Source organism: Rugamonas fusca, assembly GCF_014042365.1.
GTDB lineage: Bacteria > Pseudomonadota > Gammaproteobacteria > Burkholderiales > Burkholderiaceae_D > Rugamonas > Rugamonas fusca.
Genome location: NZ_JACEZS010000030.1, coordinates 1 through 14,314, shown reverse-complemented (window position 1 = coordinate 14,314; position 14,314 = coordinate 1). Strand labels below are relative to the sequence as shown.

Sequence of the window (14,314 nt, the reverse complement as noted above, 5' to 3'; positions counted from 1 at the left end):
ACGCAGATGGATATGTATCCTGTATTTCCGCTCGACCGTTTTCTGCCCTATATGCCAGACGTGGGCAAATGCGAACGCTCGCTCCATGAGCTCAACCTGATGTGGCGCATGATCGAAGCGTCCGCCAAAATGAACTGCCCGGCCGAAGCGCGGATGATCTTGCCGACCATGGCGGCCACACGCGCCGGCATCAGCCAGCTGGAGCAGGACCTGGTCACCAGCCTGGCACGTGAAAAGACCAACACGGTGTTGGCCGAACTGGCGACCAAGTCGCGTTACATCATCGAGATCGTGGTGCGCAACCTGTACGAGCGCACGGCCGACGTGGGCTTCCTGGCCACCGACCAGGAACTGTGTTCGTTCGTGGCCGGTCTGGGCGGCGACGCGGCGGCGATCCGGCAACGTCTGCGTTCCTACCGCAGCAAGTATTCCGTCTACGATGAAGTGATGTTGCTGGCGCCCGATGGCACGGTGCTGGCGCAGATCGACGAGGCGGCGCCGGTGTCGCGCAGCGACGACCCGCTGATCGCCGCGACCCTCGCGACGGACGGCTACCTCGAGACCTTCCGCGCCAGCGACCTGCGTCCCGGCCAACGCGACGCCTTGATTTACTCGCGCCGCATGCATCACCCTGAGACTGGTGCGGTCATTGGCGTGTTGTGCCTGTGCTTCCGCTTCGAAGAGGAGATGGCGCGCATTTTCCGGACCCATCGCGACCAATCGGGGCGCTCCATCATGCTGCTGCTCGATGCCGACGACCGGGTGATCGCCAGCGCCGATCCGTTGTGGGTGCCGCTCGGTGTCCAGGTGCCCGTCAACCGGTCCGCCACGCCGGTGCTGATGAAGTACGCGGGCCGTGATTACTTGCTGCGCACCGCGGGCTCGGTCGGCTACCAGGGCTATCCGGGACCCGGCGGCTGGCAGGGGCAGGTGATGATTCCGGTCGACGTGGCGTTCGGCCGCGCGGACAGCGACGTGCTGGCCGGTCTGGCGCCGGAATGGGCTGAGGGATTGCTGTCGCACGCGCACACGTTTTGTCCGCCGCTGCACGAGATCATCGGCGCGGCCGACATGATACGGCGGGTGGTATGGAACGGCCAGGTCATGAGCGCCGGCCAGGAGGGCGACCTGGCCCGGCTGCAGAGCGTGCTGGAGCAGATCAGCGAGACGGGCGCGCTCAGCGATGCCTTGTTTTCCCGTTCGATCGGCGAGCTGTTCGAGACGGTGCTGGCGTCGGGACTGCGCGATGCGGAATTCGCCTCGCACCTGCTGGTCGACCTGCTGGACCGCAACCTGTACGAACGGGCCAACGATTGCCGCTGGTGGGCATTGTCGCCGGAACTGGCGGCGTTGTTGGCGGGCGCGCTGCCGGACCGCGGCGCGCGCATGGAACGACTCCTCGAATACATCCATGGCCTGTACACCGTCTATTCATCGCTGCTGGTGTACGACCTTGAGGGGCGCATTATCGCCCGTTCCGGCCCCTGCGGCGCGGCGATGATCGATGCCGAATCGCTGGCGGCGGTCAAGCGACTGCGCACGGAGCAGGACTACCACGTGACGCCATTTGTCGCCTCGGACCTGTACGACGGCAAGCCAACGTATGTCTACCATGCCGCGCTGCGCGCGCCCGCCGATGCCCGGACGGTGATTGGTGGCATTGCGATCGTGTTCGATGCGGCCACCGAGTTTGACGCCATGCTGCGCGGTACCTTGGGCGGCCAGGCGGGCCTGCAGGGCTACTTCCTGGACCGCTCGGGCGCCATCATCGCCAGCACCGACCCGGCCCGGCCGGTGGGGGGGCGGTTCGAGATCGCGCCGCATTTGTCGGCGATGGAAAACGGCCGCAGCGGCTCATGCTTGCTGACGCACGATGGCCATTACGCGCTGATGGGTTGCACGGTCTCACACGGCTATCGCGAGTTCAAGGTGTCGGACGGCTATCCGGCCGACGTGTTGGCCGTGGTGGTGGAATCGTTTGGTCCCGTCAGGGACGACTTGCAGTCGCGGCTCGCCGCCGCGCCCGCGCGCAAGGCGCCCGTGGGCGGAGGACAGGGGGCTGAGTTTGCCACCTTCTTCGTCGGCGGCACCTTGTTCGCGCTGTCGGCCGCGGCAGTGCAAGAGGCTCGCGCGGCAGCCAGGTTGACCTCGGTCTCCATGGCCGGCGGCACCGCTTGCCTGGGCCTTGTTGCCCTGGGGGACGGCGAAGCGGATGCGGCGGACTTTGTCTGGGTCTACGATCTGGGGCTGCTGGTATCGGGGCAGCGGACCTCGCCAGATGGCCGTTCCCAGATCGTCGTGGTGCGACACGGCGCGCGCACGGTTGGGTTGCTGGTCAGTGAGCTGCACGGCGTGGCGAAATTCCATCCGGACGACTTGATCGCGGTGCCCTTGGCCGGCGGGGATGGCGGCGCGCTCGTCAGGCAGGTGATCAAGGCGGAGCAGGGGGAGCGCCTGATCCAGCTGATTGATACGGCGCGATTGTTTTCCTTGCTGACAAGCGCTGAAGCGCGTTGTTGATTGGCTGGTTCGCAACGCCGGCCCAAGGTCGTTCACTGTCCCAGCAACAGGAACACCGTCGGTTTCTTGTGGAAGTCCGGCCCCTTGCCCTCCGCGAGCTGGCTCTTCCACTTGGCGCCGGTCATGGTGCGGATGGTTTCCGTCGGCAGGCTGAGGTCGGTCGCCACGCAGAGCAATGTGCCGGGCTGGCAGGCGGTCACCAGCGCTTCCAGCATGGCGGCGTTGCGGTACGGCGTTTCGATGAACAACTGAGTCTGTCTTTCCGCGCGCGAGCGCTTTTCCAGTTCCTGGATGCGCTTGGCGCGCTGGGCCGCGTCCGTGGGCAGGTAGCCATTGAAGGCGAAACTCTGGCCGTTCAGGCCGCTGGCCATCACGGCCAGCAACAGCGACGAGGGACCCACCAGCGGCCGCACGGGAATGCCGTGCTGGTGCGCCAGGCGCACCAGGTCGGCACCGGGATCGGCCACGGCCGGTACCCCCGCTTCCGACACCAGTCCCGCGTCGCGCCCGGCCAGCAGCGGCGCCAGCAGGCCGGCCAGCGCAGCGGCCGGGGTGTTCACGTTCAGTTCGGCGATCTGGATTTCCTGCAGCGTCTTGCGCAGCGGATGGTTGGCGCCCACCAGCTTGAGGAAGGCGCGCGCCGTCTTGGCGTTCTCGGCCACGAAATAGTCGAGGCTGGCCGTGGTGGCTTGCACGTGTTCGGGAATGACGTGGGACAGCGCTTCAGTGGCGCCCAGGGTGTTGGGAATCAGGTAGAGAGTGCCTGGCATGGATGCTTGCTTTTCTTGTTAGTGGTACGGATGGGGTCAGGCGAGGCCGAAGAAGGGGACGCCAATCTGGCGCAGCATGCCAGTGAGCGCGATCAGAGGCAAGCCCGTCAGTGCGGTCGGGTCGCTGTTGTCGATGCGCTCCAGGATGGCGATGCCCAGCCCTTCATTCTTGGCGCTGCCGGCGCAATCGTACGGTTGTTCGATGCGCAGGTAGGCGTCCAGTTCCGCGTCGGGCAAGTCGCGGAAGGTGACGACGGTCTGGATATCCTGCACCTGGGCGGCGCTGGCCGGATCAGTGGCGCGGCCGTCCCACACGCACAGGGCCGTGTGGAACACGACGCGCCGGCCCCGCATCTGCTGCAACTGGCGCAGCGCGTTGGCGTGGTCCCCCGGCTTGCCGATCTGCTGGTCGTCCAGCGTGGCCACCTGGTCCGAGCCGATCACGATGCTGCCGGGCAGGCGGGCGGCCACGGCGGCCGCCTTCTCGCGCGCCAGCCGCAGGGCCGTGGCGCTCGGCGATTCGCCGGGCAGGGGGCTTTCATCGATGTCGGGCACGGCCACCTCGAACGGCAGGCGCAGGCGCGACAGCAATTCTTTACGGTAGGCGGAGCTGGAGGCTAATACGAGACGGACGGGCAGGGTATCGAGAGGCTTCATGCAATTTGTTGGCCGCAGTGCTGGCTTGATGGGGAGAAATGTTATATGCTCTGTCGCCGGACGAAAAAGCGAAAAAAGGGCGCAAAATTGCGCCGGACTTTGACTCGCTGGCGAAAACCCTGTTATTATCGCAGGTTTTCCGGGGAAGCTAGTCCATGAGCGCTGTTGTGATCGACGCATTTGAATTTTGTCGCACGAACGGGATCAGCGAGGGTGTCACGCCTGTCGCCGAAATGACCCGCTTGACGAAAGATTGCGCGGACCAGTCCGGCACGATCAGCTGGAAGCTCGAAGGCAGCACCAGCAAGCAGGGTTTTCCGCAGATCCGTCTGTCGGTGAGCGGCACGGTGCAGCTGGTATGCCAGCGTTGCCTGACCCCCTATGCATACAAGATCGACTCTTCGACGTTGCTGATGCTCGGTAAAGACGACGCGCACGCCGACGAGATCGAAGAGATGATCGATGATGAAACCATCGATGTGATCGTCGGCACGCGCAGCATGAGCGTGGCCGACCTGGTCGAAGACGAGGCCCTGCTGGCCTTGCCGCATACGCCCAAGCACGACGTCTGCCCGGACGTCGCGCTGGTGAAGGCGGCACAGAGCGCGAAGCCATCGCCATTCGACGCCCTCAAGGGCCTCAAATCCGAATAAGCAGTAGGTAACAGACGTGTCAAACGCGTGTAGTAATCGAGTATGGCATTGTGCAGTGAAGCGTAGTAAAAGCAATTTAACGATGTCGGCAAGGCAAGTATGACCAGTTTTGCCGCTGGGATACTCGATTCGCATGAATTTGCCAGTCGAATGTGTTAAAATTTAAGAACTTATGTATTAGGAGTCATCATGGCCGTTCAACAGAACAAGAAGTCCCCTTCGAAGCGCGGTATGCACCGTTCGCACGATTTCCTGGTTGCTCCGCAACTGGCAATCGAGCCTACCACCGGTGAAACCCACCTGCGTCACCACATCAGCCCTAACGGCTTCTATCGTGGTCGTAAAGTCCTGAAAACCAAAAACGACGAGTAATCGACGTTTTTAGTGGGCTAAGATAAGCGGTGCGACGTGGTGCATAACCTGCGTGGCGCCGCTTTTTCTTTTTTCATCGGCTGCAATCCTGTTTGCACACCGTCATTTTGAATCGCGTTGACCCAGCGTCACCGAGGTCCGCATCTTGCCGCGACTGGCCCCAGAAGGGCAGAGCGTGGTACTGAATCAAAACAATGACAATCAAAATTTCTATCGACTGTATGGGCGGAGACCATGGCCCCTCGGTCACCATTCCCGCAGCTATTTCCTTCGTAAATTCTGAGCCGGACGCTGAACTGATCCTTGTTGGACTGGAGGATGTGATCCGCGCCGAGCTGAAAAAACACCATGCGGACGCGCACCCGCGCCTGTCCGTGCTGCACGCCTCCGAACAGGTGACGATGGACGATCCGCTGGAAGTGGCGCTGCGCCGCAAGAAGGATTCGTCGATGCGCGTGGCGATCGAGCAAGTCAAGGAAAGCCGCGCGCAGGCTTGCGTGTCGGCCGGTAACACGGGCGCGCTGATGGCCGTGTCGCGCTATGTGCTCAAGACCATGGCCGGCGTCGACCGTCCCGCCATCTGCAGCGTCATGCCGAACCAGAAGAACGGTCCCACCTACATGCTGGACCTGGGCGCCAACGTCGATTGCGAACCGCACCACCTGCATCAGTTCGCCATCATGGGTTCCGTGCTGGTGGCCGCGATGGAGCACATCGCGCGTCCCACGATCGGCCTGCTGAACGTGGGCACCGAAGACATCAAGGGCAATGAAGTGGTCAAGGCCACCAGCAAGCTGCTGCAGGCTGACCATGAGCGCGGCGCGCTCAACTTCTACGGCAACGTGGAAGGCAACGACATCTTCAAGGGCACCACCGACATCGTCGTGTGCGACGGTTTCGTGGGCAACGTCACGCTCAAGGCGATCGAAGGCGTGGCCCGCCTGTTCGCCGACACCCTGCGTGCCGAATTCAAGCGCAACTGGCTCAGCATGCTGGGCGCGCTGCTGGGCATGGGCGCGCTGAAAGCCGTGCGCAACCGCGTCAATCCTTCGCGCTACAACGGCGCCAGCCTGCTCGGCTTGCGTGGCCTGGTGTTCAAGAGCCATGGCGGCGCCGATGCGTATTCCTTTGAATGGGCGATCCGACGCGCGTATGATGCTGCAAAAAATGACGTGCTGGCCCATCTGGCGACCATGATCGCTGAATTGATGCCGCGCGAAACGACGACACAGGAAGCACCTGGCTCAACTATTTAGTGGACGGTATAGCGGTATGACTTTGTATAGCAAAATTATCGGCACCGGCAGCTATCTGCCACCCAAGCGGGTCACCAACCAGGACCTGGCGGACCAGTTGGCCGCCAAGGGCATCGAAACCTCGGACGAATGGATCGTCACCCGCAGCGGCATTTCGGCCCGCCATTACGCCGAGCCCGAGCAGAAATCCTCGGACCTGGCCGTGCACGCCGCCAGGAACGCGCTCGACATGGCTGGCATGCAGCCCAACGATATCGACCTGATCATCGTGGCCAGCTCGACGCCGGACTTCTTCGGCAGCTTCCCCAGCACGGCCTGCATCGTGCAGCGCAAGCTGGGCATCACCAACAACGGCGCGGCCGTGGACGTGCAGGCCGTGTGCAGCGGCTTCGTGTACGCCGTGTCCGTGGCCGACAGCTTCATCAAGTCGGGCGCCCACAAGAACGTGCTGGTGATTGGCGCCGAAGTGTTCTCGCGCATCCTCAATTTCGATGACCGCGGCACCTGCGTGCTGTTCGGCGACGGCGCCGGCGCCATCGTGATGACGGCGTCGGACACGCCTGGCATCCTGGCCACCCAGTTGCACGCGGACGGCCGCCATGCGGACGTGCTCAGCATTCCCGGCAGCATGGACGGCGGCGCCATCGCCGGCAGCGGCTTCCTGTACATGGATGGCCCGGCCGTATTCAAGCTGGCCGTCTCCGTGCTGGAGAAGGTGGCGCACGAGGCGCTGGACAAGGCCGGCATGACGTCCGACCAGCTCGACTGGCTGATCCCGCACCAGGCCAACATCCGCATCATGAACAGCACGGCCAAGAAGCTGGGCATGCCGCCGGAAAAAATGGTGGTGACGGTGGACCAGCACGGCAACACCTCGGCCGCCTCGATCCCGCTGGCACTCGACATCGCCATGCGCGACGGCCGCATCCAGCCGGGCCAGAACGTGATGATGGAAGGCGTGGGCGGTGGTTTCACCTGGGGTGCGGTGCTAGCGAGAATGTAATTTTTTGGTCGCAATTTAGAATTAGAATTCTAAGCGCGCATGAGGCCGCCACGCCGGACGGCGGCCCGGTGTAAGGTTCCGGGGTTGTGCCCCACTTAACAAACGGATAACGTATGACTCAATTTGCATTTGTATTCCCAGGCCAGGGTTCGCAAGCGATTGCGATGCTGGACGGTTTCGCCGGCAATCCCATCGTGGCCCAGACGGTGGCCGAAGCGTCCGACGCGCTGCAATTCGACCTGGGCAAGCTGATCGCGGAAGGCCCGAAAGAGGAACTGGACCTGACCACCAATACCCAGCCCGTGATGCTGACGGCCGCCGTGGCCGTGTACCGCGCCTGGCTGGCGGCCGGCGGCCCGGCGCCGACGGTGGTGGCTGGCCACAGCCTCGGTGAATACTCGGCCCTGGTGGCCGCCGGCGTGATCGCGTTCAAGGATGCCGTGCCGCTGGTGCGTTTCCGCGCCCAAGCCATGCAGGAAGCCGTGCCCGTGGGGCAGGGCACCATGGCCGTGGTGCTGGGCCTGTCCGACGACGACGTGCGCGCCGCCTGCGCCGAAGCGGCCGCGGCCGATCCGGCTTCGGTGGTCGAGCCCGTCAACTTCAACGCGCCGGCCCAAGTGGTGATCGCCGGCCACACGGCCGCCGTCGAGCGCGCCTGCGAACTGGCCAAGGCCAAGGGCGCCAAGCGCGCCATGAAGCTGCCCGTGTCGGCGCCGTTCCACTCGTCGCTGCTGAAACCCGCTTCGGACCGCCTGCGCGAATACATGGCCGGCCTGGCCTTCGCTGCGCCGCAGATCCCGCTGATCAACAACGTCGACGTAGCCGTCGTCAACGACCCGGTTGCCATCAAGGATGCGCTGGTGCGCCAGGCGGCCAGCCCCGTGCGCTGGGTGGAAACCATGCAGAAGGTGGCCAACGACGGCATCACGCAAGTGATCGAATGCGGTCCCGGCAAGGTGCTGATGGGCCTGACCAAGCGCATCGATGCGCGCCTGGTGGGTGACGCCATCGTCGACCAGGCTTCGCTGGAACGGGTTTTGACGCTGCTCAAGTAAGCGCGGCCCCGCTGGGGGCAGTATCGACATTTACCAAAGGATAAGCATGAATTTAGCAAATCACATCGCCCTGGTGACGGGCGCATCGCGCGGCATTGGCAAGGCCATCGCACAGGAACTGGCGCGCCAGGGCGCGCGCGTGATCGGCACCGCCACGTCGGAAGCCGGTGCGCAAGCCATCAGCGCCTACCTGGCCGAGATCGGCGCGCAAGCGGGGCAGGGCATGGTGCTCAACGTGACCGACGCTGAACGCTGCGCGGCCGTTATCGACGAGATCGGCAAGACCTGGGGCGCCGTCGGCATTCTGGTCAACAACGCCGGCATCACGCAAGACCAGCTGGCCATGCGCATGAAGGACGAGGAGTGGGATAACGTTATCGCCACCAACCTGACGGCCGTGGGCCGTCTGTCGCGCGCCGTGCTGCGCGGCATGATGAAGGCCAAGACCGGCCGCATCATCAACATCACGTCCGTGGTGGCGTCGGCCGGTAATCCGGGCCAGATGAACTATGCTGCCGCCAAGGCCGGCGTGGAAGGCATGAGCCGCGCGCTGGCGCGCGAGATCGGCAGCCGCAACATCACCGTCAACAGCGTGGCGCCCGGTTTCATCGACACCGATATGACCAAGGCGCTGGGCGAGGAGCAGCACGCCGCCCTGTTGACCCAGATCCCGCTGGCCCGCCTGGGCAAGCCCGAAGACATCGCCGCCGCCGTGGCCTTCCTGGCCTCGCCGCAAGCGGCCTATATCACCGGCACGACCCTGCACGTGAACGGTGGTATGTACATGAATTGAGGCGGGCAGGCGGCATTAAACCGCCCGTTCGCATCATTTAGCAGTGATTTCGGTAGAAATAGCAGCAGACGCCGAAATTAGTTTTTCAGTGCGCAAACCTGATAAAATGCGCGCTTTCCGTAACAAACATAATGGAGCCATAACATGTCGGATATCGAACAACGCGTTAAGAAAATCGTCGCTGAGCAACTGGGCGTCGCTGAAGCAGACATCAAGACGGAATCCTCGTTCGTCGACGACCTCGGCGCCGACTCCCTGGACACCGTGGAACTGGTGATGGCCCTGGAAGACGAATTCGAAATGGAAATCCCTGACGAGCAAGCCGAGAAGATCACCACCGTGCAGCAAGCGATCGACTACGCTACTGCCCACGTCAAGGCCTAAGCCTGTCCGATCGACTCCAGGAGAATCGCTTGAGCCGTTCTAAAAACCGTCGTGTTGTGATCACCGGCCTTGGCTGCGTGACGCCCGTCGGCAATAACATTGCCGAAGCGTGGAGCGCAATCACCGAGGGGAAATCGGGTATCGCCAACATCACCAAGTTTGACGCGCAACCCTTTAGCACCCACTTCGCCGGCGAAGTCAAAGGCTTCAACATCGAGGATTACATCCCCGCCAAAGAAGCGCGCCACATGGATACCTTCATCCATTACGGCATGGCCGCCGGCATCCAGGCGGTCCAGGACTCCGGTGTGGTCGTCACCGAGGAAAATGCCGATCGCATCGGCGTGATCATCGGTTCCGGTATCGGCGGCCTGCCGCTGATCGAAGAAACCAAGGAAGATTACGACAAGCGTGGTCCACGCCGTATCTCCCCGTTCTTCGTGCCCGCGTCGATCATCAACATGATCTCGGGTAACCTGTCGATCAAGTACGGCATGCGTGGTCCTAACCTGTCGATCGTCACGGCCTGCACCACTGGCCTGCACAGCATCGGCGCGGCCGCTCGCCTGATCGAGTATGGCGACGCCGACGTGATGGTGGCCGGCGGCGCGGAAGCGACCGTGTCGCCGCTGGGCCTGGGCGGTTTCGCCTCGGCCCGTGCCTTGTCCACCCGCAATGACGATCCGGCGACCGCTTCGCGGCCGTGGGACCGCGACCGCGACGGCTTCGTGCTGGGCGAGGGCGCGGGCGTCATGGTGCTGGAGGAGTATGAGCACGCCAAGGCGCGCGGCGCCAAGATCTACGCTGAACTGCTGGGCTTTGGGATGAGCGCCGATGCTTATCACATGACCTCGCCATTGGAAGATGGCAGCGGTGGCAGCAAGTCCGTGGTCAACGCCCTGCGTCATGCAGGCGTCAATCCGGACCAGGTCAACTACCTGAACGCGCACGGCACGTCCACCCCGCTGGGCGACGTGGCGGAAGTGCAGGGCATCAAGCGCACCTTCGGCGCGCACGCCAAGAACATGGTGATCAATTCGACCAAGTCGATGACCGGTCACCTGCTGGGCGGCGCCGGCGGCCTGGAAGCAGTGTTTACGGTCCTGGCAGTGCACCACCAGGTGTCGCCTCCGACCATCAACATCTTCAACCAGGACCCCGCTTGCGACCTGGACTTCTGTGCCAATACGGCCCGTCCGATGAAGATCGAGTATGCAGTGAAGAACTCGTTCGGCTTCGGCGGCACCAACGGCAGTCTCGTGTTCGGAAAAGTGTGAACCTTTCAGCGCCCGCCCTGTCCAATCAGGGTAGGCGCTGATTCGGCGCCGGCATTCGCCGGCGCCTGAATTGCCCGGCCTTGCCGGCGCGTCTGTTTTATTCCCTTTGAATCAGTAGCGTATTGCCTTCATGCGGCGTGCTCGCACGTCGGTTGCCATGTCGATTGCGGTGTCGGCCGTCGTGCGGCCCTCGTCTGTTGTCCGCTTGTTGCGCGTGCTCGTTTGCGCCGGCGTGATGCTGTCGGCCTTGTCCTGTCCGGGGCGGGCCTGGGCGGTCGCGTGCGTGGTGGCCGGCGCGGCAGGCTTGCCCTGGCGCGGCGGCAATCCTAAGCCGCGCCGGATTGATATATCCCCGGTTGGCCAGATACGGCTGACGGTATACCAGCAGACAGGGGCGGGCGCGATGGCGCCGGCCCTGCTTGCGCAGGCGCCCGCGCCGCTGGCCCTGCTCGCGGGCTCGACCCTGTGGCCAGCGCTGTTGTGCCTGCGCCTGGGGCGGGCGGGCGAGCCCGTGCGGGAAGTGCTGGTGGCGCCGGGTTGCGTGGGGCGGGCCGCGTTCCGTCCGCTGGCGCTGGCTTGTCGCGCCGTGGCCGCCCGTGGCAGCGGCATGGCGGACGGGACATGAAAAAAATGACGCAAACCGTGAACTTCTTGCAGCCGGCAAACTCTATTGCTATATACGCCCACGCTGCAGGTCACCGAGGATAACGGGCGTGACAACAGAACGTGAGTGCGATCAGCTGCTGGTCGAACGGGTCCAGGCTGGCGACAAACAGGCATTCGACTTGCTGGTGGCGAAGTATCAGCGCCGCTTGATGCGCCTGCTGTCGCGCATCGTGCATGACCCGGTGGAGGCGGAGGATGTGGTGCAGGAAACGTTTATCAAGGCTTACCGCGCGTTGCGCATGTTCCGTGGCGACGCCGCGTTTTACACCTGGTTGTACCGGATCGGCATCAACACGGCCAAGAACGCGCTGGCGCTGCAGGCCCGGCGCACACCCACCACCACCGAGGCCAATGCCGAGCGCGCCGAGGGCTACGATGATGGCGAGCATTTGCGCGACATCAACACGCCTGAATCCGTGTTGGCCAGCAAGCAAATCGCCCAGACCGTCAATGCCGCCATGGACACCTTGCCTGTGGATTTGCGCACGGCCATCGCCTTGCGGGAGATCGAGGGCCTGAGCTATGAGGAGATTTCCGAGATCATGGCTTGTCCCATCGGCACCGTGCGCAGCCGCATCTTCCGCGCGCGCGAAGTGATCGCGGAAAAGTTGCGGCCCTTGCTCGATATGCCGGTTGACAAGCGCTGGTGAGGCGGCAATGATGGCGGGACAGGTACTGCAAGTTACAGTTCCTGGCAGCATCCCCGCGTGGCAGGTTGGTGTCAACATGGCAGGATAGGGAATGGATACTTCCAAGCGATTGCGTGAAAACATCTCGGCACTGGCCGACGGGGAATTGCCCGACGGCGAGCGGGAACTGGCGCTGGCCGCGCTGGCCGGCGAGGATGGCCGCGCCGCCTGGCGGGCCTACCAAATGATAGGTGACACCCTGCGGGCCGATGCCAGCGGCGCGCTCAGCGACGAGTTCGCGGCCCGGCTCGGCCACCGGCTGGCGGCCGAGCCGCCACTGGCCGGGGGCGCGCCGGCGCCATTGGCCGCCGGGGCCGCTGCGGAACCTGCCGCGTCCGGCGGCGAGGGCGCGTCGCCGGACGTGGTCGTTTCCGCGTCCTGAGCCGCCGGCCACGTCCCCCATCTCTTGAAAAAGTAGCGATTAGTAACATCTTGCCGATACAGCAGCACCCGTTTTCGCTTACCATCGGTGATGCTGCCGAGGTGCGTGCCGCCCGCGGCGGCGAAGTTCCCTGAACTCGACAAAGACAACTGCTTTCCATGAAAAATTACCTCTCCACTGGTAGTAAGACTCTTTCCGCGCTGATGGTCAGCGCGGGCGTATTGTTCGCCCCCGCCATGCTGGGCCTGGCGCCGGCCGCCCACGCGGCGGCCACGTCGGCCGTGGCCGGCTTGCCCGATTTCACGGAACTGGTCGACAAGGCCGGGCCGGCCGTCGTCAACATCCGCACCACCGAGCGCCTCAAGATGCAGGGCGGGCAGGGCATGCCCGGCGACGAGGAGATGCAGGAATTCCTGCGCCGCTTCTTTGGCGGCGCCATCCCCACGCCCAGCCCCGGCGGCAAGGCGCCGCGCGGACGGCGCCAGGCGCCCGATGAGCAGGTGCAGCGCGGCATCGGTTCCGGCTTCATCATTTCGGCCGACGGCTATGTGATGACCAACGCCCACGTGGTCGACGGCGCCGACGAGGTGTATGTGACGCTGACGGACAAGCGCGAATTCAAGGCCAAGGTGCTGGGCGCGGACGCCCGCACCGACGTGGCGCTGCTGAAGATCGACGGCAAGAGCCTGCCCACGCTGACCATGGGGGACTCCAACAAGATCCGCGTGGGCGAGTGGGTGATCGCCATCGGTTCGCCGTTCAACCTGGAGAACACGGTGACGGCCGGCATCATTTCGGCCAAGGCGCGCGACACGGGCGACTACCTGGCCCTGATCCAGAGCGACGTGGCCGTCAATCCCGGCAACTCGGGCGGTCCGCTGATCAACATGCGCGGCGAGGTGATCGGCATCAATTCGCAGATCGCCACGCTGTCGGGCGGCTATAACGGCATCTCGTTCGCCGTGCCCATCGACGAAGCCATGCGCGTGGCCGACCAGATCAAAAAGACGGGCAAGGTGACGCGCGGGCGCATCGGCGTGCAGATTGGCGAACTGAGCAAGGAAGTGGCCGAGTCGCTGGGCCTGAAGTCGGCCCAGGGGGCGGAAGTGTCGCTGGTGGAGCCGGGTGGCCCGGCCGACAAGGCCGGCATCCGGGCCGGTGACATCATCCTCAAGTTCAATGGCACGGTGATCAACCGTTCGTCCGACCTGCCGCGCCTGGTGGGCGGCTCGGCGCTGGGCAGCCAGGCCACCGTCACGCTGTGGCGCAAGGGCGCGCAGCAGGACGTGCAGGTCACCATCGCCGAACTGGAGCCGGACAAGACGGCCAAGGCCAGGGCCAAGGGCGAGAGCGCCAAACCCAAGGCTGAGTCCGCCAACGCGCTGGGCTTCAAGGTCAGCGACCTGACGCCACTGCAAAAGCGCGAGCTGGACGTGGAGGGCGGGGTGGTGGTCGATGCGACCGAAGGCGTGGCGGCCCGCGCCGGCCTGCGCCAGGGCGACGTGATCTTGCAGCTCAATAACATCGACATCCGCGACGCCAAGCAGTTCAACGCGGCCGTCGCCAAGCTGGACCCGAAAAAGGCGTCCGTGGTACTGGTGCGGCGCGGTGACGTGACCCAGTTCGTGTCGTTGCGGCCCACGGCCAAGTAAGCGCGGCCAGCTTTTATTGGTCCGCGACACGGGCCGTCCTGTATCATGGGGCGGCCCGTTTTTTTGGTGCGCCCAGCATGGGCGCACTCCTGTGGGTGCAAGTCCCGCCGCGAGCTGACCACAGTGAGCGAAGTGAAGCGCAACTGCGGAAGGGTAACTGACTGTGGGAAGGAAGCGTGGAGCAT

General features: G+C 64.2%; 15 protein-coding genes. 13 read left to right on the top strand and 2 right to left on the bottom strand.

Going from position 1 to position 14,314, the window contains the following annotated elements:
- The first annotated feature begins 6 nt into the window (after positions 1-6).
- Complete coding sequence (locus H3H36_RS23715; protein WP_229220072.1) at positions 7-2,520, top strand: chemotaxis protein CheW; 2,514 nt, start codon at positions 7-9, stop codon at positions 2,518-2,520.
- A 32-nt stretch (positions 2,521-2,552) separates the two neighbouring features.
- Here H3H36_RS23715 and H3H36_RS23710 read toward each other — a convergent pair whose 3' ends face one another.
- Both H3H36_RS23710 and H3H36_RS23705 read right to left on the bottom strand, forming a co-directional pair.
- Positions 2,553-3,290, bottom strand: coding sequence for an SAM-dependent methyltransferase (locus H3H36_RS23710; protein ID WP_182220531.1), 738 nt, complete (start codon positions 3,288-3,290; stop codon positions 2,553-2,555).
- Positions 3,291-3,326: 36 nt separating this feature from the next.
- Positions 3,327-3,947, bottom strand: coding sequence for a Maf-like protein (locus tag H3H36_RS23705; protein WP_182220530.1), 621 nt, complete (start codon positions 3,945-3,947; stop codon positions 3,327-3,329).
- 155 nt (positions 3,948-4,102) lie between these two features.
- Between H3H36_RS23705 and H3H36_RS23700 the strand changes: the two genes are divergently transcribed.
- From H3H36_RS23700 to H3H36_RS23645, 12 genes are all read left to right on the top strand, one after another.
- Positions 4,103-4,600, top strand: coding sequence for a YceD family protein (locus tag H3H36_RS23700; RefSeq protein ID WP_182220529.1), 498 nt, complete (start codon positions 4,103-4,105; stop codon positions 4,598-4,600).
- A gap of 189 nt (positions 4,601-4,789) precedes the next feature.
- Positions 4,790-4,972: a 50S ribosomal protein L32 gene (rpmF, locus tag H3H36_RS23695; RefSeq protein WP_072783806.1), complete on the top strand. Its 183-nt coding sequence runs from the start codon at positions 4,790-4,792 to the stop codon at positions 4,970-4,972.
- A 194-nt stretch (positions 4,973-5,166) separates the two neighbouring features.
- Positions 5,167-6,228, top strand: a complete 1,062-nt coding sequence (gene plsX, locus H3H36_RS23690; protein WP_182220528.1) for a phosphate acyltransferase PlsX — start codon at positions 5,167-5,169, stop codon at positions 6,226-6,228.
- Between the two features lie 16 nt (positions 6,229-6,244).
- A complete protein-coding gene (locus H3H36_RS23685) occupies positions 6,245-7,231 on the top strand; it encodes a beta-ketoacyl-ACP synthase III (protein ID WP_182220527.1) in 987 nt (328 codons plus the stop codon).
- Between the two features lie 113 nt (positions 7,232-7,344).
- Positions 7,345-8,286: an ACP S-malonyltransferase gene (fabD, locus tag H3H36_RS23680; RefSeq protein WP_182220526.1), complete on the top strand. Its 942-nt coding sequence runs from the start codon at positions 7,345-7,347 to the stop codon at positions 8,284-8,286.
- 46 nt (positions 8,287-8,332) lie between these two features.
- Positions 8,333-9,079 carry a 3-oxoacyl-ACP reductase FabG gene (gene fabG, locus H3H36_RS23675; protein WP_182220525.1) on the top strand — a complete coding sequence of 249 codons (747 nt, stop codon included), beginning with the start codon at positions 8,333-8,335 and terminating at the stop codon, positions 9,077-9,079.
- A gap of 144 nt (positions 9,080-9,223) precedes the next feature.
- Positions 9,224-9,463, top strand: coding sequence for an acyl carrier protein (gene acpP / locus H3H36_RS23670; RefSeq protein ID WP_055936274.1), 240 nt, complete (start codon positions 9,224-9,226; stop codon positions 9,461-9,463).
- Positions 9,464-9,492: 29 nt separating this feature from the next.
- Entirely contained in the window at positions 9,493-10,740 is a 1,248-nt protein-coding gene (gene fabF / locus H3H36_RS23665) for a beta-ketoacyl-ACP synthase II (protein ID WP_182220524.1), read from the top strand.
- A gap of 157 nt (positions 10,741-10,897) precedes the next feature.
- Positions 10,898-11,365, top strand: a complete 468-nt coding sequence (locus H3H36_RS23660) for a hypothetical protein (protein WP_182220523.1) — start codon at positions 10,898-10,900, stop codon at positions 11,363-11,365.
- Between the two features lie 88 nt (positions 11,366-11,453).
- On the top strand, positions 11,454-12,056 hold the full coding sequence (gene rpoE, locus H3H36_RS23655) for an RNA polymerase sigma factor RpoE (protein ID WP_182220522.1): 603 nt from the start codon (positions 11,454-11,456) through the stop codon (positions 12,054-12,056).
- Between the two features lie 91 nt (positions 12,057-12,147).
- Positions 12,148-12,477, top strand: a complete 330-nt coding sequence (locus H3H36_RS23650; RefSeq protein ID WP_182220521.1) for a sigma-E factor negative regulatory protein — start codon at positions 12,148-12,150, stop codon at positions 12,475-12,477.
- Between the two features lie 158 nt (positions 12,478-12,635).
- On the top strand, positions 12,636-14,129 hold the full coding sequence (locus H3H36_RS23645) for a DegQ family serine endoprotease (RefSeq protein ID WP_182220520.1): 1,494 nt from the start codon (positions 12,636-12,638) through the stop codon (positions 14,127-14,129).
- Positions 14,130-14,314: the final 185 nt, after the last annotated feature.